We start from the raw sequence: 20682 nt of genomic DNA on the forward strand, positions 1-20682 counted from the left end.
ACGGCCCGCCTTGCGCGGGCCGTTTTTATTGGCCGGCCGCTGCCGCGACGACTTTGTTGCGTCCCTGATGCTTGGCCGCGTACAGGGCCTTGTCGGCATCCGATATGGCGGCGTCCAGGCTGGCGCCTTGCACCAGCGACGCCACGCCGATGCTGATGGTGACGTGCAACGGGCTGCCATCCGGCAGCACGGTGACCGCCGCTGCCACGGCCGCGCGGATGCGTTCAGCTACCTGGTAGGCCTGCTGCAGGCTGGCGTCCGGGAAGAGCAGGCCGAATTCCTCGCCACCGAGGCGCGCCGCCACGTCGGTGATGCGTCCCGTGTCGCGCAGCACCTGCGCCACCGTGCGCAGCACGGCGTCGCCCACGGCATGGCCGTAGCGGTCGTTGATCTTTTTAAAGTGGTCGAGGTCGGCCACGCCCACGCTCAGGGCGGCGCCGCTGCGCGCCGCGCGCGCCATCGCCTGTTCTGCCTGCGCTTCATAGGCGCGCCGGTTGGGCAGCGACGTCAGCGCATCGTACAGCGCCTGCTGTTCCAGCTGCGCCAGCAGGCTGGCGTTTTTTGCCGCCAGTTCGCGCCGTTCGCGCACATCGAGCAAAAAGGCGCCGAAATAGCGCATGCCGTCGACCACGCCCAGGTCCAGCGCCTTCATTTCGATGGGGATCATTTGCGCATCGCGGTGGCGAATGGCGAATTCGCGTATCTTGCCCAGCACGCTGGAGCTGCGTGAGCTGCGGATGTAGTTGAGCACGAGGTTGTCATGCTGCGCGCCGACGGCGTCGGGCAGCAGGCCGTTCAGTGTCTGGCCCAGCAATTCTCCGCTGGCATAGCCCGACAGCGCCCGCATGGCGCCATTGATATAGCGGATGCGGCACTGCTCGTCGATGATGATGACGGCGTCGAGGGCATCTTCCAGCAGACGGAAAAAAAGTACTTCGGGAAGAGCTGCAGGCGGTGCTGCGGGCAAAGCATCTGTCATGGAACGGTCGCCGAAAACCAGGTGACAGCCATTGTCGCATCCGCGGGCGGTTTACTCCATGCCGGATATCTCGCCTGTTTCTTTTTCGCCCGTGCCTTGATCACCGAGGCTCAGCGCCGGCCGTACATCATCAGCTGGGCCAGACTTCTGCGCGCGGGCGGGAAGGCGTCCAGCAAGCCCAGCGCCAGGCCCAGCAAGCCTTGCGTGGGGGCGCTGCCCGTGAAGATGCGCGCCATGGTGTCGGTGACGCGCACGGTCAGCCCCCGGTCAGCCTGGCGCAGGCTGGCGTAGCGTTCCAGTCCGGCCGGGCTGCTGTCCTGCGCCAGCATGCGGGCCAGCACGGCGGCGTCGCGCAAGCCCAGGTTCAAGCCTTGCCCCGCCACCGGGTGCAGGGTTTGCGCCGCATTGCCGATGGCGACCGTGCGCGCCGTGCCGCCCGCCTGCGCGTTCAGGCCCAGCGGATAGGCCAGGCGCGCCGTCGTGTGGCTAAAGCGTCCCAGGCGGCTGCCGAAGGCGGCGCCCAGGCGCGCCAGGAAGGCTGCGTCGTCCAGGGCCAGCAATTGTTCGGCGCGCGTCGGCGGCACGCACCATACCAGCGCATAGCCGTCGTCCTGCGGCAGCAGGGCCAGCGGGCCTTCGTCGGTGAAGCGTTCATACGCGCGGTGGGCGATGGGGCTACTTGTGCGCACATGGGCGATGATGGCGCTTTGGCCATAATCGCGGCTGACGGCGCGCTCCGGCTGCTGGCCGAACAGGCCGCCCTCGGCCTGCACCAGCAGGCTGGCGCGCAAGCTCGATGCGGCGCCCGCCTGGTCGATCTGCACGCTGACGCTGTCGGCATCTTCCTCAGTGCCCGTCACCAGCGCCGGGCGCAAGCTGGCCACGCCCAGGCGCTCGCATACATCGGCCAGCGCGCTGACGACGGCGCCGTAACGCGCCACATAACCGAGCGCCTCGACGCCATGCTCGCTGCGGTCCATCAGGCTGCGCCCGAACTGGCCGCGGCGCGAAACGTGAATCTGATGAATCGGGGTCGCTGCCACGGGCCAGGCGCCCGCTTCCTCGAGAATCTGGCGGCTGCCGTGCGACAGGGCGATGGTGCGCGGGTCGCGCCTGGCTTGTTCGAGCGATTTGGCGTCGAGCAGGACGATGCCGGCGGCGCGGCTGCCGCGCTGCACCAGCAGGGCGGCCAGCGCCATGCCGACGGGGCCGGCGCCGCAGATGGCGAGATCGAAAGTGGACGGTGTATGCATGCGGCGGCGTTAATCCTGTGACATCAGTTGTTCGATTTCAGCGACGCTCTTGGGCGCCGTGCTGAAGACTTCATGGCCTTGTGGCGTGACCAGCACATCGTCTTCGATGCGGATGCCGGTATACCAGAACTGCTCCGGCACGCCCGCGCCGGGGCGCACATAGATGCCCGGTTCCACCGTCAGCACCATGCCCGGTGCCAAAGCGCGCCACGGCTTGCCGGGCGCGCCCGTGTCGCGGTAGGCGCCCACGTCGTGCACGTCCATGCCCAGCCAGTGGCTGGTGCCGTGCATGTAGAAGGGCATATACGCCTTGTCGGCGACGACGTCCTGCGCGCTGCCGCTTTTCTGCAGGTCCAGCAAACCCAGGTCCAGCATGCCCTGCGCCAGCACCTGCACGGCCGCCTCGTGGATGGCGCTGTGCGGCAAGCCGGGGCGAACCATGTCCAGCGCTGCCTGCTGCGCGGCCAGCACCAGTTCATACAGCGCCCGCTGCGGGCCGCTGAAGCGGCCGTTGACAGGATACGTGCGCGTGATGTCGGAGGCGTAGCCATCGAGTTCGCAGCCGGCGTCGATCAGCACCAGTTCGCCGTCCTGTAATACCGCGTTGTTGGCGCTGTAATGCAGGATGCAGGCGTTGTCGCCGCTGGCGACGATGGAGGAATACGCGGGGAACTGCGCGCCGCTGCGGCGAAATTCGTACAGCAGCTCCGCTTCCAGCGCGTATTCATGCATGCCGGGCCGCGTGGCGCGCATGGCGCGCACGTGCGCCGCGCTGGAAATGGCGGCCGCGCGGCGCATCAGCTGCTGTTCCTGCGTGTCTTTCAGCAGGCGCATGGCGTCGAGCATGTCATTGATGTCATGCGCCATGGCGGGCGCCGTGACGCCGCTGCGGGCCTTTTGCCGTACGTTGTGCCGCCAGAGCTTGACCTGTGCATCGAGGCTGCCGCCAAGCGCATAGTAAATGGCAGGGGAGTCGGCCAGCAGGCGCGTCATCTCCACGTCGAGTTCCTCGATGGGGAAGGCGCTGTCAAAACCGAAGCTGGCGCGCGCCGCCTCGGGGCCATGCCGGAAACCGTCCCAGATTTCGCGCTCGGTGTTCTTGGCGCGGCAAAACAGGATGGCGCGCGCGGGCGCCGTGGCGCTGGCGGCCACCAGCGCCACGGCACTGTCGGGTTCCGTGAAACCGCTGAGGTAGTAAAAATAGCTGTCGTGGCGGTACGGATAATCGCAATCGCTGTTGCGCGGCACTTCGGGCGCCGTGGCGAGGATGGCCACGCTACCGGGCAGCATCTGCGTCAGCAGCGCCGCGCGCCGTGCCGCATAATTGGCCATCATGTTGCGCTGGCCTTGGCCGTGACGCCATTGAGCGCGTCGAGTTGCTGTGGCGTGCCCACATTCGTCCACTCGCCAGGATAGACTTCGCCGCCCACGCGGCCCTGGTCCGCGTAGCTGCGCAGCAGGTCGCCCAGCCTGGCGTGGCTGCCCGGCGCGATGCCGTCGAACATCTCGGGACGGTACACGCCGATATTGGCGAAGGTCCACTTGGTGTCGTCGGTATTGTTGATCGCGAACAAGGTCAGGCCGAAGTCGCCCTTGGGATGGAAGTCGGGATTGGGCACCAGGTACGTCCAGGCGATGTCGCGCTGGTCGGCCGGGTACGGCGTGCCCAGCACGTCTTTGTCGGCCAGCACGTCGAGTACTTGCTTGAAGTCAAAGTAGGGGCAATAGATGTCGCCGGAAATGGCGAGAAATGGTTCATCGCCCAGCAAGTGGCGCGCCTGGGCGATGCCGCCCGCCGTTTCCAGCGGCGTGCTTTCCGGCGAATACGCGATGCGCGCGCCATACGCGCTGCCGTCGCCCAGGGTTTCCTCGATCAGGTGGCCCAGGTGGGAATGGTTGATGACGATGTCCGTGATGCCGGCGCGCACCAGGTTCAGCACATGCCAGACGATCAGCGGGCGGCCGCGCACTTTCAGCAGCGGTTTGGGACAGGTATCGGTAAGCGGACGCATCCGTTCACCGCGGCCTGCGGCAAAGATCATGGCTTTCATGGATATTCTTTTCTGATTCGGTAAGTCGGCTGCGCGGTCGGGCCGCGCAGCGGGAAAGTGCCTAGAAGGTATAACCGACTTGCGGTGCCTTGTTTTCGAGGGCGTCCAGTAAACGCACCAGCGGCTTGAGTTCCGTGTAGCGGTTGGCCGTCTTGCGCACGTAGTCGAGTACGGTTGGCAGGTCGCCCATGTACAGATCCTTGCCGTCGCGGTAATTCAGGCGCGCGAACAGGCCGAGGATTTTCAGGTGGCGCTGCAGGGCCGTGAATTCGAAATCGCGGTAGAAGGCGTCGATATCGGGATTGACTGGCAAGCCCAGCTGCTTGGCGCGCTGCCAGTAGCGGATCACCCAGTCGAGCACCAGTTCTTCATCCCACTGGATGTAGGCGTCGCGCAGCAGCGAGGCGATGTCATAGGTGACGGGACCGAAAACGGCGTCCTGGAAATCGAGGATGCCGGGATTCGGAATCGAACCATCGTTGATGTGCATCAAATTGCGCGAATGGTAGTCGCGGTGCATGAATACTTGTTGTTGCGACAATATATTTGCGGCGATGGCTTCGAAAACCTTGTCCAGCTGGGTTTGTTGCACATCCGTCAAGGTGGCGCCCAGATGCTTGCCGATAAACCATTCCGGGAACAGATTCATTTCGCGCAGGATGAAGGCGCGGTCGAACTCGGGCAAGACGTCCGGCTGGCTGGCCAGTTGGATTTTCATCAACGATTCCAGCGCTTCGGCATACAGCACGCTGGCATTGTCGTGGTTCAATGCGTCGAGGTAGGTGGTCGTGCCCAGGTCGGAGAGCAGCAGGAAGCCGTTGTCCAGGTCTTGCGCGATGATCTCGGGCACGGACACGCCGGCACCCTTCAGCAAGCCGGCCACCTTGACAAAGGCGGGCACGTTTTCGCGCTCGGGCGGTGCATCCATGGCAATCAGTGTACTTCCTGGCAATGTTGTATTGCCTGGCAGCATATCGAGACGGTAGTAGCGGCGGAAGCTGGCATCGCTGGAAGCGGGGCGGGCGGAATCGGGCGCGACGAGGTTAAGCGAGGTCAACCAGGCTTTCAACAGGGTCAGGCGAGCGTCGGCGGAGGCCGGCGCGGTGGAGGAATTGGAAGAGAATGACATTAAGCGGCCTGTGGAATCGGGTTGATGATGCGTATTCCCATATAATAAGGGATTCAAATCAAAAAATCGCCTGTCATGGTGCTTGCCCCTTCCAATTCATGAGCTGGTTTTCGGCCTCCCCCCCTTCGCAGCGCTGGGCTTTCGCCATCAGCGCGCTCGTCGCCGCCACGACGGTGCCTGCCCACGCCCAGAAAGCACCACGTCCGGTGCATGTGGAAGATCCCGACGCGCCCACCGTCATGACGGCGAACAGCATGAATGGCCGCCCCGAAAGGGAGATCAATCTCGATAAAAATGTCGTGATTGAACGCGGAAAAACCACAAAAATGACGGCAGATACAGCTTGTTACAAACAAGTTGAAGATCAGTTCGACGCCGAGGGCCATATCAAGATGTGGCGTTTCGGCGATTACTACACGGGCGATGTCCTGAAGCTGAACATGGAGACCGGCAAGGGTTTCCTGCTCAATCCGACGTACCGCTTCGAAGTGGGCGGCGGCCAGGGCAAGGCCGAGCGCGTCGACTTCATCAACCCCGACGAAGCCACTGTCATCGACGGCACGTACAGTACCTGCGAAGGGCCGAATCCGGACTGGTACCTGAAATCGAGCACCTTGAACCTCGATACGGGCCGCGATGTGGGCACCGGCAGCAAGACCATCATTTATTTCAAGGACGTGCCGATCCTGGGCACGCCGGGCATCTCGTTTTCGTTGTCGGGCGCGCGCCGCTCGGGCTGGCTGGCGCCCACGCCGGGCTTTGCCTCGAAGAACGGTTTCGAGCTGCTGATGCCGTATTACGTGAACATCGCGCCGAACCGCGACCTGACCCTGTTCCCGCGCTACATACAGCGGCGCGGCATCCAGCTCGGTGCGACGGGCCGCTACATGGGCGAGACGGATGCAGGCCTGTACCAGGGCGAAACGTCGTTTGAGTTCTTGCCTAACGACAAGCAGACCAAGACCAACCGCTACATGATCAAGTCCAAGCATGAGCAGGCGCTGGCCAAGGGCTGGAGTTACAGCTGGGATCTGCGCGAGGCGTCCGACAATAATTACCCGAACGATTTTTCGAAAACCGTCGCCACCGCCACCGAGCGCCAGTTGCTGCGCGAATTGCGCACCGATTACCGCACCGAGGACTGGAGCCTGACGGCGCGCGTGCAGAATTATCAGGTGCTGCAGGATCCCGATCCCAGCGTGACCGTGCCGCGCCCGTATGACCGCTTGCCGGCGGTGAACTTCCACGCTGGCAAATACGATGTCTGGGGCGGCTTCGACTGGACTTTCGATGCGGAAGCGACGCGCTTCGCCCACCCGACCGAGGTGCAAGGGTCGCGCCTGGTGGCCGTGCCGCAGGTGAGTTTCCCTATTGTGCGCCCTGGCTACTTCGTCACACCCAAGCTGATGCTCAATGCCAGTGCGTATCAGCTTGATAATGACGTCAGGACCAAGGCGCTGCAGTTCACGACGACATCGTTTACGCGCGCCGTGCCCACCTTCTCGGTCGACAGCGGCCTGGTGTTTGAACGCGACACGAATCTGTTTGGCGCCAAGGGCGGCACGCAAACCCTGGAGCCGCGCCTGTTCTACGTCTACACGCCGTACCGCGACCAATCGCAGTTTCCGAAATTCGATACGGCCGACGGCACCTTCAACCTGACGCAGATCTTCACGGAAAACCGTTTTGTCGGCAGCGACCGCATCGGCGACGCCAACCAGGTTACGGCCGCCTTGGTATCGCGTTTCCTGCAGTCCGATGGCACGGAACGCATGCGCCTGACCTTCGGCCAGCGTTTCTACTTTGCCGACCAGCGCGTGCAGCTCAATTCGACCACGCCCGTCAACCAGTCGCGTTCGGATATCCTGCTGGCGGCAACGGGCCGCGTGTCCGAGACTTGGACCGCCGACAGCCTGGTGCAGTACAATCCCAGCGACCGCCAGCTGGTCAGCTACAACTACACCTTGCAATATCAGCCTGGTGCCAAGAAAGTATTGAATTTTGGCAGTCGTTTCCAGCGTGGAGATACCGGTTGGCGCAATGTTGAAGTGTCGACGCAATGGCCGTTGACGGACCGCCTGTATGGCGTGGGCCGCATCAGTTATTCCGTGAAGGATCGCAGCATGCTGGAAAGCCTGGTCGGCCTGGAATACAAGGGCGACTGCTGGGTGTTCCGCATGGGCGCGCAACGTTTCGTGACGACGGCCAAGACTGTCTCGACGCCGATCTTCTTCCAGCTGGAATTGACGGGTTTGTCGAATGGCCTGGGTCTGGGCGCGAATGGATTGGAAACGTTTACAAAAACCATCCCCGGTTACCAGACACTGAGCCAGCCACTCCGTTAAGATAGGCTCCGTTGCCGCCGTCGGTGTTCCCGGCGCTGGCACAAACCGGTTTTTTTATTCACCTGAACTCATGAGCGCTCTACACATTATGCGTAATGCCAGTATGCACCAACTCAAAATTGCAACGGTTTTGTTGTGCGCCATTTCCGGCGCCACGACCAGTAGTGTCTGGGCGCAACAGGCTGCGTCAGCGCCTGCGAGCAAGCCCGCTGCCGCTGCCGCTGCGCCAGCACCGGTCAAGGGCTTCACCCCACCGGCCTCGAGCAGTGGCCAGAGCATCGACTCCATCGCTGTCGTCGTCAATGACGATGTGATCACGCGCAATGAAGTGGCGGCCCGCATCAAGAGCGTCGAGCAGCGCATGAAGGCACAGAATATTCCCGTGCCCGATCCCGCCGACCTGCGCCGCCAATTACTGGAGCGCATGATCGTTGAGCGTGCACAAATGCAGCTGGCCAAGGAAATGGGCGTGCGCGTGGATGACCTGACCCTGGACCGTGCGATTGGCCGTATTGCTGAACAGCAAAAGATGACGGTGCAAGAACTGCGCAACCAGATGGAAAAAGAAGGCACGCCGTTTGCGACTTTCCGCGAAGAAATCCGCGATGAAATCATCATGCAGCGCTTGCGCGAGCATGAAGTCGACGCCAAGATCCAGATTTCCGATTCTGAGGTGGATAACTTCCTGGCAGCGGAAAAAGCGGCGGCCAGCGAACAGGTGGAGCTGAACCTGGCGCAGATTCTCGTGCGCATTCCGGAAAACTCCAGCCCTGAACAGATCGCCGCGCGCCGCGCGCGCGCCGAAGAAGTCAGCCGCCAATTGCGCACGGGCGGCGATTTTGCCAAGATGGCCGCCACCTATTCCGACGCCAGCGATGCGCTGAGCGGCGGCGATATCGGCTGGCGCAATAGCGACCGTTTGCCGCCTTTGTTCACGGAACAGTTGCTGAAGTTGAAGCCAGGCCAGATCACGCCCATCATCAAGAGCAATACCGGTTTCCACATCCTGAAGCTGGTGGATCGCCGCAGCGCGGCCGAAGCACAAGCCGTTGCTGCCGTGCAGCAGACGCATGCGCGCCACATCTTGCTGAAAATTACGCCGACCCTGTCGGCTGCCGAAGCCAAGCGCAAATTGTCGGAATTGAAAGAGCGTCTGGATAACAAGGCCGCCAAGTTCGAAGACCTGGCCCGCTTGTTCTCGAACGACGGTTCGGCCGCCAAGGGAGGCGACCTGGGCTGGCTGTATCCAGGCGACACCGTGCCGGAATTTGAAACGGCGATGAATGCGCTGAAACCGGGCGAAGTGAGCGAGCCGATCGAATCGAGCTTTGGCTTCCACCTGATCGAAGTGCTGGAACGCAAGAGCGACGACGTCTCGAAAGAGAAGCAGCGCAGCGCCGCGCGCAACGCCTTGCGCGAACGCAAGCTGGAAGAAGCGACGGAAAACTGGGCGCGCGAAGTACGTGACCGTGCCTACGTCGAATTCCGCGCGGACGACCAGTAATGCTGTCGACTATTTGCGTATGAGTAACTTGCCTGCATCACGCCGCCCGGCCATCGCCATTACCTGTGGCGAACCGGCCGGTGTCGGCCCGGAAATCTCCATACGCGCGGCCTGGGCCATGCGCAATGAAGTCAACTGCATCCTGCTGGGCGACGCTGCCTTCCTGGCGCTGACGGCCAGCCTGATCGATCCGGAGATCCGCCTGGCGGCGCTGTCGCTGCAAGCCGTGCGCAACAACGGCCTGCCGCATTTCGGCCCCGGCCGCCTGGCTGTGATCGATATCCCGACTGTCAACAATGTCATTCCTGGCGTACTCGACAAGGAAAACGGGCGCTCCGTGCTGGCGACCCTGGACGCGGCCGTGGAAGGTGTCGCCGCCGGCTGGTTTGGCGCCATGGTCACGGCGCCCTTGCAAAAGAGCACGATCAACGACGCCGGCGTGGCGTTTAGCGGTCACACGGAATACCTGGCAGAAAAAACCAACACAGCGCAAGTGGTGATGATGCTGGCCGGCGAACCCGGCCATGGCGAACCGACCCTGCGCGTGGCGCTGGCCACCACGCATTTGCCATTGAAAGATGTGTCCGCTGCCATCACCCTGGACAGCCTGGCCGTCACCCTCGATATCATTCAGACGGACTTGCAACAGAAATTCGGCATCGCCGCGCCGCGCATCCTGGTGACCGGCCTGAACCCGCATGCGGGCGAGGGCGGTTATCTGGGACGCGAGGAAATCGATGTCATCGCCCCGGCGATTGCCGCGGCGCAAGCGCGCGGCATCGATGCGCGCGGACCATACCCGGCCGACACCCTGTTTCAGCACAAATACCTGATGGATGCCGATTGCGTGCTGGCCATGTACCACGACCAGGGCTTGCCCGTGCTGAAATACGCGACCTTCGGGCGCGGCATCAATATCACGCTGGGCTTGCCGCTGATCCGCACCTCGGTCGACCATGGCACGGCGCTGGACCTGGCCGCGCAAGGGCTGGGGCTGGCCGATTGCCACAGCATGGAGCAGGCCCTGCAAACGGCGCTCGACATGCTGCGCGCGAGTACCCCGACCAGAGCATAGAGCGTAGGTCGGGTTAGCCAGCACGGCGTAACCCGACGCTGCCTGCTCAACGATCCCGCCGGCCTGTGCCGGCTTTACCGCATTGATAGAAAACACATTATGAAACACGTTGCCCGCAAACGCTTTGGCCAGAACTTCCTGCACGACCGCTTCGTCCTCAACGACATCACGGCCGCCATCGCGCCGCAGGAGGACGATGCCATGGTCGAGATCGGCCCCGGCCTGGGCGCCATGACGGAGCAGTTGCTGCGCCACCTGAAGCACATGCATGTGGTGGAACTGGACCGCGACCTGATCGTGCGCCTGGAAAAAACGTTTAATCCGGCGAAGCTGACGATCCATTCGGGCGACGCGCTGAAATTCGATTTTGCGCAAATTCCCGTGCCGGCCGGCCAGAAGTTGCGCATCGTGGGCAACTTGCCGTACAACATTTCCAGTCCCCTGCTGTTCCACCTGGCGGACTTCGCACCGCTGGTGAAAGACCAGCATTTCATGCTGCAAAAGGAAGTCGTCGAACGCATGGTGGCTGAACCGGGCAGCAAGGCGTTTGGCCGCCTGTCCGTGATGCTGCAATGGCGCTACGACATGACCTTGATGTTCATCGTGCCGCCGACGGCGTTTGATCCGCCGCCGAAGGTGGAATCGGCCATCGTGCGCATGATCCCCGTGGCCGAGCGCCTGGCGTGCGACCAGGCGACGCTGGAAGCGGTCGTCATGAAGGCCTTCTCGCAGCGCCGCAAGGTGATCCGCAACTGCCTGGCCGGCATGTTTACGGAAGAGCAGATCAAGGCGGCCGGCATCGACCCGACCAAGCGCCCGGAAACCGTAGGCCTGGAGCAGTATGTTGCTTTGGCGAATTTGCTGAAGGCACCCGCCTAAGCCCTTGGTTTAACTTAAAACCATTGGTCGACCTGTTGCAAATCCTGCCGCAACGCTGAAAAACAGTCATCCACATGGTGGTTGCGGCTGATTTCATTGCGCCGCATCAAGGCGATCTTGCGCTTGCACGTAGGCTGGCGCAAGGGCGCCACGTGCAGTTCCTCGTCGTTGAGGAACGTCGTGTACAGGCTGGGCATGATGCCCACGGCGATGCCGGCGCGCACCACGCCGTACAGCGACTCGCTGTGTATCATCTGGTACAGGCTCGACGGGCTCAAGCCATGCTGGCGCAGCGCGCTCGAAGCGAATTCCCAGATGCTGCCCTTGGTAAACACGACGATTTCCTGCCCCGCCAATTGCTCCCAGCGCACTTCCTTGAGCGGCGCCAGCGCATGGCGTCCCGCCGTCACCAGCACCAGCTCGTCTTCGAACAGGCCCACGCTTTCCAGCGAGACGGAGCCGGGCACCTCGATGCCCACGCAAAAGTCCAACTGGCCCGAATGCAGCGCGTGCAGCAAGCCATCGTTGGGCATGTCCGACAGGACGATTTCCACTTCATCGCCATGCCGCTCGCTGTAGCGCGCCACCACCACGGCCGTCATCGCCATGGCCGACGGGATCGCGCCGATGCGGATGCGGTGGCGGCCGCTGCCGATGGCGCGCTGGATATCGGCAAAAGTGTTGCTCGCCGTATTCAATAAATGCGTGGCGTAATCGAGCGCCAGCTTGCCTTCGCGCGTCAGTTCCAGCTGGTGGGTTGTGCGGTTAAACAACTTTTTTCCCAGTTGATTTTCCAGCAGCTTGATCGAGGCGCTGAGGGCCGGCTGGGTCACGCACAATTCCTGTGCAGCCTTGCTGAAGCTGTTTACCCGGGCCAGGGTGGCAAACGCTTGCAAATGTCGTAAGGAAATCTTCTTGCTCAGTTCATGCATGGGCGTTGCTTATTAGAAAAAGTAATGGATTTATAAAAATAAACAAATTTTCTTATCCCGCAATTTACCATATTCTGGACTGGTCTTTACTTGTCTTGAAAGCAATAGTATTCAGGAGAAGCGCCTGGAATGCGGCGTCGGCACGCGCGGCGGTGGGCCAGGCAAGGGACGCATGAATACAATAATTCCAAAAAAACTCAGGGTTTATTCTTTTTAGGGTGGCGGCGATGAACAAATGGATGACGGGAACGATGGTGGTGGGTGGCTTGCTGGCGGCGCAGGGTGCGGCGCAGGCGCAAAGCAGCGTGCAAGTGTATGGCTTGCTGTCGGCCGGTATCGGCTATGTGTCGGATGAGGGTAACGGCAGCCGCACGCATGCGCTGAGCGGCACGAATCAGAATCCCCGCATCGGTTTCCGCGGCCAGGAAGACCTGGGCGACGGCACCAAGGCCATCTTCGTGCTGGAAAACGGTTTTAATGTGATGACGGGCGCGGCGTCGCAGAGCGGCCGTTTGTTCGGCCGCCAGTCGTACGTGGGCCTGTCGAGCAACGACAAGGGCACCCTGACCCTGGGGCGCCAGTATGAAGCCGTCAAGGATCTGCTGGGCCCGGTGGTCATCGCCAGTAACGGCGTGCATATCGGCGACAACGACAATGGCTACAACAACCTGCGCGTGCAAAATGCCGTCAAGTATGTCAGCCCGAACATCAGCAACCTGTCGTTCACGGGCTTGTACGGTTTCAGCGAAAACCCGGCAGACTCCAATCGCAACCGCGTCTACAGCATGGGCGCCGGCTACAAGGTCGATGCCTTCAGCTGGGCCGTTGCCTACACGAAGATGGATCGTCCGAACAGCCCGGACGCGCCGAATGGCGCCATCGGCAACGACTACGGCAGTTCCCTGTTGATCTTCAACAAGAGCGCCGTCAAGGGCGCCGGCGTGGACAACCAGGCCATCGCCGGCACGGGAGGCTTTTATAATGTGGGCAGGACCAAGTTTGGCGCGCTGTACACCAACGTGCGCTACCACTACCTGGATCAAAGCAATCTGACCCTGCAAAACGTGGACCTGAACGTAAACCACAAGCTGACGGAAGCGCTGAACCTGGGCGCGTCGTATTTCTTTACCACCGGTAAATATGACGTGATCAACAAGACGCCGAAATGGCATCAGGTCAACTTCCAGGCCGATTACTTCCTGTCCAAGCGCACCGATGTCGCCATCACCTGGAGCTACCAGAAAGCGGCCGGCGACGCGACGTTCGCCCGCGTGTTCGGCTTCGGCGCCTCGGGCGGCAAGACGCAGAGCGTCCTGATCGTTGGCATGCGACATTATTTCTGAGTCTGATACATCTTTACAGGCGCTGTCCCGCAGCGCCGTCCCCTGAAAGGAAGCATCTTGAAAAAGCACCTCATGTTGGCGTTGAGCCTAGGCTTGCTGGCCAACGCCGCCCACGCGGAAAAACGCGAGCTGGTCATTTCGGCCTATCCGATTGCCCAGCCCTTGTTCATGAAGTATGTGTACGAGCCGTTCAAGGCCAAATGCGGTTGCGACATCAAGGTGGAAACGGGGAATAACGCGGACCGCATCGCCAAGCTGGTGGTGCACGCCAAGAATCCGGTGATCGACCTGGTGCTGCTGTCCGATTCCGGCATGCTGGAAGCGGCGCAAAAGGGCGTCATCCAGCCCATGGATTACGCCAAGCTGAGCAATTACAAAGCCCTGTACGACGTGGCGAAAAACCCCATCGGCGGCAACTACGCCGTCGGCTATACCTTGTACTCGGTCGGCCTGGTGTACCGCAGCGACAAGATCGCCCCGCTGACGTCGTGGAAAGACCTGTGGCGCCCTGAACTGAAAGGCCGCGTGGCCTTCCCCGACGTGAGCACCACGCAGGGCCCGCTGATGCTGCGCATGGCCGATGCGGCCTGGGGCGGCAAGACGGACGACTACGCCACCGGTTTTGCCAAGATCGTCGGCATGAAGGGCAACGTCGTCACGTTCTCGAAAAACAGCGCGCAGTTGGCGGCATTGTTTGCCCAGGATGAAATCTGGGCCGCGCCCGTGGCGCGCTTTACGTGGTCGCAAATGCTCAAGACGGGCTTGCCCCTGAAGTGGAGCATCCCGGCCGAAGGCCAGGCGGCCGGCATGAACGTGATGGGCATCGTGGCCGGTTCGAAGAATGCGGACCTGGCCTACCAGCTGATGGATTTCTGGCTGTCCAAGGAAGTGCAGACGCAGCTGGCGACCAACCTGGTCGACTCGCCCGTCAACAAGGACGTGCGCCTGTCGGTGGCCGCTGCGCAATTCAATACCTATGGCGCCGACCAGATCAATTCGCTGAAATTCGTCAAGCCGGAAACCATCATCAAGCAGCGCAGCAACTGGATGACGCAGTGGAACAAGGCCATGAGCAAATAGTGGTGACGAGGAGAAAACACCATGTTTGCTGATCCAAAAAAGCGCCTGGGACTGCTGCTGGTCCTGCCGGCGCTGATCTTTATCGTCGTCTGCTTCCTGCTGCCCGTGCTGGCCTTGCTGGTCGACGCCTTCCGTGTCGGCGACGGCATGCAGTGGGGCTTTGACCGCTTCATTGAATTCTTTTCGCAGGAATTCAACCGCACCATCTTCTGGCGCACCCTGCGCATCGCCGCGCTGGTGACGCTGGCGGCCATCCTCCTCGGCTACCCGGCCGCGCAAGCCGTGGCGCGCGTGTCGCCGAAGTGGCGCGGCCTGGTGGTGGGCATGATGATTTTGCCGCTGATGGTCTCGCCGATTGCGCGTACCTATGCCTGGATCGTGCTGCTGGGGCGTAACGGCGCCCTCAACGCGGCGCTGGTCAACATGGGTTTCACGGACGAGCCCCTGCGTTTGCTGTTCAGCGAGTTCGCCGTGTTTGTCGGCTTGCTGCAATTGCTGCTGCCCTTGATGCTGATGTCGCTGGCGGGTGCGCTGGAAAACCTGCCGCGCGACGTGGAACCGGCTGCGGCGACTTTGGGCGCGAATCCCTGGCAAGTGTTTTGCAAGGTCACCCTGCCGCTGACGCAGGAAGGCCTGGTGGTCGGCGGCACGCTGGTGTTTACGGGCTGCGTGACGGCTTACGTGACGCCGGCCCTCCTGGGCGGCACCAAGGTGCTGATGCTGGAAACGCTGCTGTACCAGAAGGTCAGCGTGGAGAGCGATTTCGGCGCCGCGAATGTGATCGCCGTCATCCTCGTCTGCATGACCCTGCTGGTCAACGCCGGCCTTAAACGTATTTCCTCGAGCCGGAGCTCCGTATGAAAGAAAGCCTGTTTTCGCGCGCCGTCCTGTGGCTGGTGTTTTTGTTCTTGCTGGGGCCTTTCGCCATCGTCGTGCTGGCCGGTTTTTCCGGTGGTGAAACGCTGGCGTTCCCGCCCGAGTCGTATTCGCTGCGCTGGATTCTGGAAGTATGGTCGGCGCCCGAGTTCCGCCGCGCTTTCCAGACCAGCCTGGAAATCGGCCTGATCGCGACCGTCATCGCGCTGTTGCTGGGCATTCCCGTCGCGTATGCGTTTTCGCGCATGCCGCCACCGGGCATCGGCGCCATCCGCCAGATCCTGACGTCGCCGCTGATCATCCCCGCCATCCTCGTCGGCCTGGGCTTGCTGCATCACCTGGTGCTGACGATCAACGCGCCCGTGTACGTGGGCCTGCTGATCGGTCATATCGCGCTGTTGATTCCCTACTCGGTGCGCGTGGTGTACGCCAGCCTGGTGAATTTGCGCGTGGATATCGAGGATGCCGCCATCACGCTGGGCGCGTCGCGCCTGCGCGCCTTCTTCATGATCGTGCTGCCGAACATCCGCAACGCCGTGATCGCCGCCTTCTTCCTCGCCTTCGTCACCTCGTTCAACCAGGTGCCCGTGTCGCTGTTCCTCACGGGACCGGGCATCAGCACCTTGCCCATCGAGATGCTGGGGCATATGGAAAACAGCTTCGATCCATCGATCGCTGCCCTGTCGACCTTGCTGGTCTTGTTCACCATGGCCTTCGTGATGGTGACCGAGAAGGTGCTGGGCATTTCTAAATACATGTAAGAGGCAACACACGATGAGTTATCTGGAACTGCACAAGCTGAACCTCGGCTACGCCAAGAACACGACGTCCGTGAAAGACCTGGACTTGCACGTCGAGCAGGGCGAACTGATTTCCCTGCTGGGCCCCAGCGGCTGCGGCAAGACCACCACCATGCGCGCGATTGCCGGCCTGATGCCGCTGCAGTCGGGCCGCATCGTGCTCGATGGGCGCGAAATCGGCAAGCTGGCGCCGAACAAGCGCAATATCGGCATGGTGTTCCAGTCGTACGCGCTGTTCCCGCACCTGAATGTGTACGACAACATCGCTTTTGGTTTGCGCCTGCGCAAGGTCGCGCCGGCCCTGCTGAAAACGAAAGTGGAAGCCGTGATCGCCGCCGTGGGACTGACCGGATTTGAAACCCGCTTGCCGGCGCAGATGTCCGGCGGCCAGCAGCAGCGCGTGGCGCTGGCGCGCGCCATCGTCGTCGAGCCGGCCCTGCTGCTGCTCGATGAACCGCTGTCGAACCTGGACGCCAAGCTGCGCGTGCAGATGCGCGCCGAGCTGCGCCGCATCCAGCGCGAACTGGGCATCACCATGCTGTACGTGACGCATGACCAGGAAGAAGCGCTGGCCCTGTCCGACCGTATCGTCGTCATGAACGGCGGGCGCATCGAGCAGCTGGCCACGCCGGAAACCGTCTTCAATACACCGTCGACGCGTTTCGTCGCCAACTTCATGGGCTTTGAAAACCTGTTCGACTACCGCGACGGCGCGCTGCACCACGCGGGCGCCAGCCTGCCGTACACCTCCCTCGTCGCGGCCGGCACCACGGTGCTGGGCTGGCGTCCGGACAAGGTTCGCGTCTGCGCGCCTGACGACGCAGCGGGCCAGTATCCGGGCACCGTGCTGGCGCGGGGCTTCCTGGGCGACACCGTCGAATACCTGCTGCAAACGCCGCTGGGCCAGGTCAAGGGCATTTGCGCGGCCGGTGGCGCCACCTGGCGCGAAGGCACGGCCGTGTCCTTCGTGCTGCCGTCCGACAGCGCCCTGTGGCTGGGCGCGTGATGTCTGAATGGAGTGCAGCATGACACAAGCCTTGAAAAAAATCTGGCTCGACACCGATCCCGGTTTCGACGACTGGCTGACGATGTTGCTGCTTGGCAGCAATCCCGATATCGAGTGGTTGGGCGTGAGCGTGGTGGCGGGCAATGCGCCCGTCGACATCACCTACGACAATGCCTTGCGCATCAAGGCGCATGACGGTTTGACGGTGCCCATTTATCGCGGCTGCGAAGAACCGCTGGCCGGCGTCATTGAAACGGCGCAGCGCATCCTCGGCGACAGCGGCATGCCGACCACGGGCGAGATCCTGCCTCCGGGCGCGGCCAGTGACGCTGCCGGCCACGCCGTCGACGCGCTGATCGCCGCCGTGCGCAAGTATCCTGGCCAGATCACCATCATGGCGATCGCGCCGATGACCAATATCGCAACCGCGCTGGCCAAGGCGCCCGACATCGCCGAGAAAATCGTTGAAATCATTTTGATGGGCGGCTCGACCGACCAGGGCAACCACACGGCGGCGGCCGAATTCAATATCTATGCGGACCCGGAAGCGGCTGCCCAGGTGTTCAAGTCCGGCATTGCGCTACGCATGTTCGGCTTGAACCTGTGCCGCCAACTGCTGGTGACGAATGGGGAAGTGCAGCGTCTGCGCGCCATCGGCACGCCGCGCGCGCAGCGTCTGGCCGGCTACCTGGAAGCGTATGTGCGCATCCGCAGCGCCGACGGTTCCGTGCCCATGCCCATGTACGACCCGGTGGTGGCGCTGTACCTGGAAGCGCCGCAGCTGTTCCAGTTCCAGAGCGCCCACGTGGCCATCGAGTTGACGGGCGAACTGACGCGCGGCATGACGGTGTGCGAATTTCGCGTGCCGCGCCGCGCCCCCATCAACACGCAAGTGGCGATGCTGGCCGATGGCCCGGCCGCCATCGAGCGCCTGATGCGCCGCCTGGCCGCCATTCTCGTCTGACCCACTTCACTACGAAATGAGCTTCATGTCTAATTCCCCCCTGAGCATCGAACAGTTTTTACGCGCCATGCCGAAGGTGGAGCTGCATTGCCACCTGTTTGGCACGGTGCGCCAGGCAACTTTCCGCGCGCTGGCTGCGAAGACGGGCAATGTCGTCACGCCCGAGGAAATCGACGCGTTCTATACGCGCGGCGACAAACCGGTGGGCGTGCTGCGCGTGCTGCGCGCGCTCGACGCGCACCTGATCGTTTCGCCCACCGACCTGTATTGCCTCGCGTATGAATACCTGGAAGACGTGCATGGCCACGGCGTGCGCTACGCGGAGTTCTTCTGGAACCCGACCGGCACGGTGCGCGTGTCGGGCATCCGCTATGACGCGGCGCAAGACGCCATCGTGGCCGCCATCCGCGACGCGCAGCGCGATTTTGGCGTGATCGGCCGTCTGATCCCCAGCATCGACCGCGAAGCCGCTCCCGCGGAAGCCGTGCAGATGGTGGAATGGATGAAGGCGCACCGCGCGCCGGAAGTCATCGGCATCGGCATCGACTACCGCGAAAACGACCGCCCGCCGGAACTCTTCATCGACGCCTACCGCGCCGCGCGCGAGGCAGGCTTCAAATGCACGGCGCACGCGGGCGAATTTGGCATGCCGTGGATGAACGTGGCGACGGCCATCGAGCAATTGCAGGTGGATCGGGTCGACCATGGCTACACGATTGTCGATAACCCGGAACTGGCGCAGCGCTGCGTGCAGCGTGGCCTGGTGTTTACGGTCGTGCCGACCAATTCGTATTATCTGCGCACCTTGGCGCCCGAACGCTGGGCGCTCGATCACCCGATTCGCGCCATGGCCAAGCTGGGTTTGAAACTGCATCCGAACACGGACGACCCGACCCTGCACCACGTGACGCCGACGGGCGCCTGGATGATGATGCGCGAATTCGGGTTCGGCCTCGACGACATGCGCGGCTTCATGATCAATGGCCTCGATGCGGCCTGGATCGATGAGAGTACGCGGCGCGACTGGCGCGTGGAATTTACGCGTGAATTCGACGCGCTGCGCGCCCGCGTGGTTGACGCCTCCTAAGCTGAAACGGGCGGCGGCAGCAGCAAGGACGGAAACGCCCGCTGCGGGCAGCTTTGGCGCTCGCACACCTTGCAGCCCGTGCCGATGGGCGTGGCGCTGGACGGGTCGTGCAAATCGAGCCCCTTCGAATAGATCAGCCGGTGCGCCTGCGAGATGTCGCAGCCCAGCGCCACGGCAAAGGTCTTGCCCGGCGCGCGAAAGCCTGGCGACGCCGTGCTGACCTGGCGCGCGATCCATAAATAGGTGCAGCCGTCGGGCATGCTGGCCACTTGCGTCAGCACCTGGCCCGGATGGCTGAAAGCGTCGTAGACGATCCACAGCGGGCAGGTGCCGCCCACCCGCGAAAAGTGAAAGTCCGTCGCCGACTGGCGTTTTGACACATTCCCCGCGCGGTCGACTCTGACAAAGAAAAACGGCAGTCCCGCCGCCTCGGGGCGCTGCATGGTGCTCAAACGGTGGCACACGGCTTCGAAACCCACGCCGAACTGGTGCGCCAGGCGCTCGATATCGTAGGCGCGCGTTTCCGCCGCCTGCAAAAATCGTTGATACGGCATCAGCAGGGCGCCGGCAAAGTAATTCGAGAATGCCAGGCGCGCGCTCGTTTGCGCGGCCGCGCCGGAGAGTCCCGCCGCCAGCACCAGCGCATCGATCAGCTCGCTGTGTTCGAGCAGGCTGATTTGCGCCGCCATCTGGAAGGCGCGCTGGCCGCCCGTCAAGGTGTCGGGCAGCCACAATATGTGTTGCTGGGCGTCAAAGCGGTGCTTGCGCACCATGCCCGCGTCGCCATCGGATAGTTGCACTTTGACGCCGTGGCGCTCCAGCAAGCGGCTTTGCAGCGCGTCGAGCGCGCGCAGCTGCGGATCGAGTTCGCCGGCCACCAGCTCCGCCGCCCGGTCCAGTTCATCGATATAGTTTTGCCGCCGGTTCAGGTATTCGCGCACTTCCTCGTCCGTGGAGGGCGCCGCCGAGCTGGCGCCGCGGCTGCCGTCGTCGAGGCGCGCGGCCAGCGTGTCAGCCCGTTCCGCCATCACGCGGTAGCGCCGCTGCAGCAGCAAGATCGAGCGCGCCAGTTCCGGCATGTTTTCCACCAGCATTTTGAGCTCGGCCATCGAGGTGGGCGGCGCGTCGGGCAATTCGCCGAACACGTCGCGCACGTCGGCCACCAGGCTGGCGCTGTCGTGTTCGGAGAAAATTTGCGGATCGACCCCCAGTACCGTGCCGATGCGCAACAGAATCGGCACCGTCAGCGGGCGCTGGTTGCGCTCCATCTGGTTCAGGTAGCTGGGCGAGATGCCCAGGGACTTGGCCAGCGCCACCTGCGTCATGCGCCGTTCCTCGCGCAGCCGCTGCAGGCGCACGCCCATGAAAACCTTTGCCAT

Annotated in this window: 18 protein-coding genes; 11 read left to right on the top strand and 7 right to left on the bottom strand. The window is 62.7% G+C overall.

What is annotated here, in order from left to right:
- Positions 1 to 25: 25 nt before the first annotated feature.
- The 5 genes from CLU93_RS13740 to CLU93_RS13760 form a co-directional block, all read right to left on the bottom strand.
- Complete coding sequence (locus tag CLU93_RS13740) at positions 26 to 979, bottom strand: GGDEF domain-containing protein (RefSeq protein WP_099761899.1); 954 nt, start codon at positions 977 to 979, stop codon at positions 26 to 28.
- 110 nt (positions 980 to 1089) lie between these two features.
- Entirely contained in the window at positions 1090 to 2232 is a 1143-nt protein-coding gene (locus tag CLU93_RS13745; protein ID WP_099761900.1) for an FAD-dependent monooxygenase, read from the bottom strand.
- Positions 2233 to 2241: 9 nt separating this feature from the next.
- Positions 2242 to 3564, bottom strand: a complete 1323-nt coding sequence (locus tag CLU93_RS13750) for an aminopeptidase P N-terminal domain-containing protein (protein ID WP_180287999.1) — start codon at positions 3562 to 3564, stop codon at positions 2242 to 2244.
- A complete protein-coding gene (gene murU / locus CLU93_RS13755) occupies positions 3564 to 4283 on the bottom strand; it encodes an N-acetylmuramate alpha-1-phosphate uridylyltransferase MurU (protein ID WP_099761902.1) in 720 nt (239 codons plus the stop codon). The genes CLU93_RS13750 and murU overlap by 1 nt, the downstream gene beginning before the upstream one ends.
- A 61-nt stretch (positions 4284 to 4344) precedes the next feature.
- On the bottom strand, positions 4345 to 5412 hold the full coding sequence (locus CLU93_RS13760; RefSeq protein WP_099761903.1) for an aminoglycoside phosphotransferase family protein: 1068 nt from the start codon (positions 5410 to 5412) through the stop codon (positions 4345 to 4347).
- A 98-nt stretch (positions 5413 to 5510) separates the two neighbouring features.
- Between CLU93_RS13760 and CLU93_RS13765 the strand changes: the two genes are divergently transcribed.
- The 4 genes from CLU93_RS13765 to rsmA all read left to right on the top strand — a co-directional run bounded on the left by CLU93_RS13765 (position 5511) and on the right by rsmA (position 11215).
- A complete protein-coding gene (locus tag CLU93_RS13765) occupies positions 5511 to 7757 on the top strand; it encodes an LPS-assembly protein LptD (protein ID WP_099761904.1) in 2247 nt (748 codons plus the stop codon).
- A 103-nt stretch (positions 7758 to 7860) separates the two neighbouring features.
- On the top strand, positions 7861 to 9261 hold the full coding sequence (locus CLU93_RS13770) for a peptidylprolyl isomerase (RefSeq protein ID WP_257224959.1): 1401 nt from the start codon (positions 7861 to 7863) through the stop codon (positions 9259 to 9261).
- Positions 9262 to 9280: 19 nt separating this feature from the next.
- The gene (gene pdxA, locus CLU93_RS13775) at positions 9281 to 10336 is read left to right on the top strand and encodes a 4-hydroxythreonine-4-phosphate dehydrogenase PdxA (RefSeq protein WP_099761906.1); all 1056 of its coding nucleotides are present in this window, start codon (positions 9281 to 9283) and stop codon (positions 10334 to 10336) included.
- A 99-nt stretch (positions 10337 to 10435) separates the two neighbouring features.
- On the top strand, positions 10436 to 11215 hold the full coding sequence (gene rsmA, locus CLU93_RS13780; protein WP_096238100.1) for a 16S rRNA (adenine(1518)-N(6)/adenine(1519)-N(6))-dimethyltransferase RsmA: 780 nt from the start codon (positions 10436 to 10438) through the stop codon (positions 11213 to 11215).
- 14 nt (positions 11216 to 11229) lie between these two features.
- Here rsmA and CLU93_RS13785 read toward each other — a convergent pair whose 3' ends face one another.
- A complete protein-coding gene (locus tag CLU93_RS13785; protein ID WP_099761907.1) occupies positions 11230 to 12147 on the bottom strand; it encodes a LysR family transcriptional regulator in 918 nt (305 codons plus the stop codon).
- A 227-nt stretch (positions 12148 to 12374) separates the two neighbouring features.
- On the opposite strand from CLU93_RS13785, the gene CLU93_RS13790 reads away from it, so the two are divergent.
- From CLU93_RS13790 to CLU93_RS13820, 7 genes are read left to right on the top strand one after another with little or no spacing between them, the layout of a single operon-like run.
- Positions 12375 to 13490 (top strand): porin, encoded by a 1116-nt coding sequence (locus CLU93_RS13790; RefSeq protein WP_257224960.1) that lies wholly within the window; start codon positions 12375 to 12377, stop codon positions 13488 to 13490.
- Between the two features lie 57 nt (positions 13491 to 13547).
- Positions 13548 to 14570, top strand: coding sequence for an ABC transporter substrate-binding protein (locus CLU93_RS13795; protein WP_257224961.1), 1023 nt, complete (start codon positions 13548 to 13550; stop codon positions 14568 to 14570).
- A 21-nt stretch (positions 14571 to 14591) separates the two neighbouring features.
- Positions 14592 to 15431 (top strand): ABC transporter permease, encoded by an 840-nt coding sequence (locus tag CLU93_RS13800; protein WP_099761910.1) that lies wholly within the window; start codon positions 14592 to 14594, stop codon positions 15429 to 15431.
- The gene (locus CLU93_RS13805; RefSeq protein ID WP_035822719.1) at positions 15428 to 16207 is read left to right on the top strand and encodes an ABC transporter permease; all 780 of its coding nucleotides are present in this window, start codon (positions 15428 to 15430) and stop codon (positions 16205 to 16207) included. Before CLU93_RS13800 ends, CLU93_RS13805 begins: the two co-directional genes overlap by 4 nt.
- Before the next feature lie 13 nt (positions 16208 to 16220).
- The gene (locus CLU93_RS13810; RefSeq protein ID WP_099761911.1) at positions 16221 to 17252 is read left to right on the top strand and encodes an ABC transporter ATP-binding protein; all 1032 of its coding nucleotides are present in this window, start codon (positions 16221 to 16223) and stop codon (positions 17250 to 17252) included.
- A gap of 19 nt (positions 17253 to 17271) precedes the next feature.
- On the top strand, positions 17272 to 18216 hold the full coding sequence (locus CLU93_RS13815) for a nucleoside hydrolase (protein ID WP_257224962.1): 945 nt from the start codon (positions 17272 to 17274) through the stop codon (positions 18214 to 18216).
- Between the two features lie 25 nt (positions 18217 to 18241).
- Complete coding sequence (locus CLU93_RS13820; RefSeq protein WP_373629845.1) at positions 18242 to 19303, top strand: adenosine deaminase family protein; 1062 nt, start codon at positions 18242 to 18244, stop codon at positions 19301 to 19303.
- On the opposite strand, the gene CLU93_RS13825 is transcribed toward CLU93_RS13820, so the two are convergent.
- The gene (locus CLU93_RS13825) at positions 19300 to 20682 is read right to left on the bottom strand and encodes a short-chain fatty acyl-CoA regulator family protein (RefSeq protein ID WP_099761913.1); all 1383 of its coding nucleotides are present in this window, start codon (positions 20680 to 20682) and stop codon (positions 19300 to 19302) included. The genes CLU93_RS13820 and CLU93_RS13825 overlap by 4 nt on opposite strands.

The organism is Janthinobacterium sp. 35 (assembly GCF_002754575.1).
GTDB classification, from domain to species: domain Bacteria; phylum Pseudomonadota; class Gammaproteobacteria; order Burkholderiales; family Burkholderiaceae_D; genus Janthinobacterium; species Janthinobacterium tructae.

Coding starts and splice junctions, on each gene's coding strand:
- CLU93_RS13740 (WP_099761899.1), bottom strand. CDS start 979: ATGACAGATGCTTTGCCCGCAGCACCGCCTGCAGCTCTTCCCGAAGTA.
- CLU93_RS13745 (WP_099761900.1), bottom strand. CDS start 2,232: ATGCATACACCGTCCACTTTCGATCTCGCCATCTGCGGCGCCGGCCCC.
- CLU93_RS13750 (WP_180287999.1), bottom strand. CDS start 3,564: ATGGCCAATTATGCGGCACGGCGCGCGGCGCTGCTGACGCAGATGCTG.
- murU (WP_099761902.1), bottom strand. CDS start 4,283: ATGAAAGCCATGATCTTTGCCGCAGGCCGCGGTGAACGGATGCGTCCG.
- CLU93_RS13760 (WP_099761903.1), bottom strand. CDS start 5,412: ATGTCATTCTCTTCCAATTCCTCCACCGCGCCGGCCTCCGCCGACGCT.
- CLU93_RS13765 (WP_099761904.1), top strand. CDS start 5,511: ATGAGCTGGTTTTCGGCCTCCCCCCCTTCGCAGCGCTGGGCTTTCGCC.
- CLU93_RS13770 (WP_257224959.1), top strand. CDS start 7,861: ATGCACCAACTCAAAATTGCAACGGTTTTGTTGTGCGCCATTTCCGGC.
- pdxA (WP_099761906.1), top strand. CDS start 9,281: ATGAGTAACTTGCCTGCATCACGCCGCCCGGCCATCGCCATTACCTGT.
- rsmA (WP_096238100.1), top strand. CDS start 10,436: ATGAAACACGTTGCCCGCAAACGCTTTGGCCAGAACTTCCTGCACGAC.
- CLU93_RS13785 (WP_099761907.1), bottom strand. CDS start 12,147: ATGCATGAACTGAGCAAGAAGATTTCCTTACGACATTTGCAAGCGTTT.
- CLU93_RS13790 (WP_257224960.1), top strand. CDS start 12,375: ATGAACAAATGGATGACGGGAACGATGGTGGTGGGTGGCTTGCTGGCG.
- CLU93_RS13800 (WP_099761910.1), top strand. CDS start 14,592: ATGTTTGCTGATCCAAAAAAGCGCCTGGGACTGCTGCTGGTCCTGCCG.
- CLU93_RS13805 (WP_035822719.1), top strand. CDS start 15,428: ATGAAAGAAAGCCTGTTTTCGCGCGCCGTCCTGTGGCTGGTGTTTTTG.
- CLU93_RS13810 (WP_099761911.1), top strand. CDS start 16,221: ATGAGTTATCTGGAACTGCACAAGCTGAACCTCGGCTACGCCAAGAAC.
- CLU93_RS13815 (WP_257224962.1), top strand. CDS start 17,272: ATGACACAAGCCTTGAAAAAAATCTGGCTCGACACCGATCCCGGTTTC.
- CLU93_RS13820 (WP_373629845.1), top strand. CDS start 18,242: ATGTCTAATTCCCCCCTGAGCATCGAACAGTTTTTACGCGCCATGCCG.
- CLU93_RS13825 (WP_099761913.1), bottom strand. CDS start 20,682: ATGGCAAAGGTTTTCATGGGCGTGCGCCTGCAGCGGCTGCGCGAGGAA.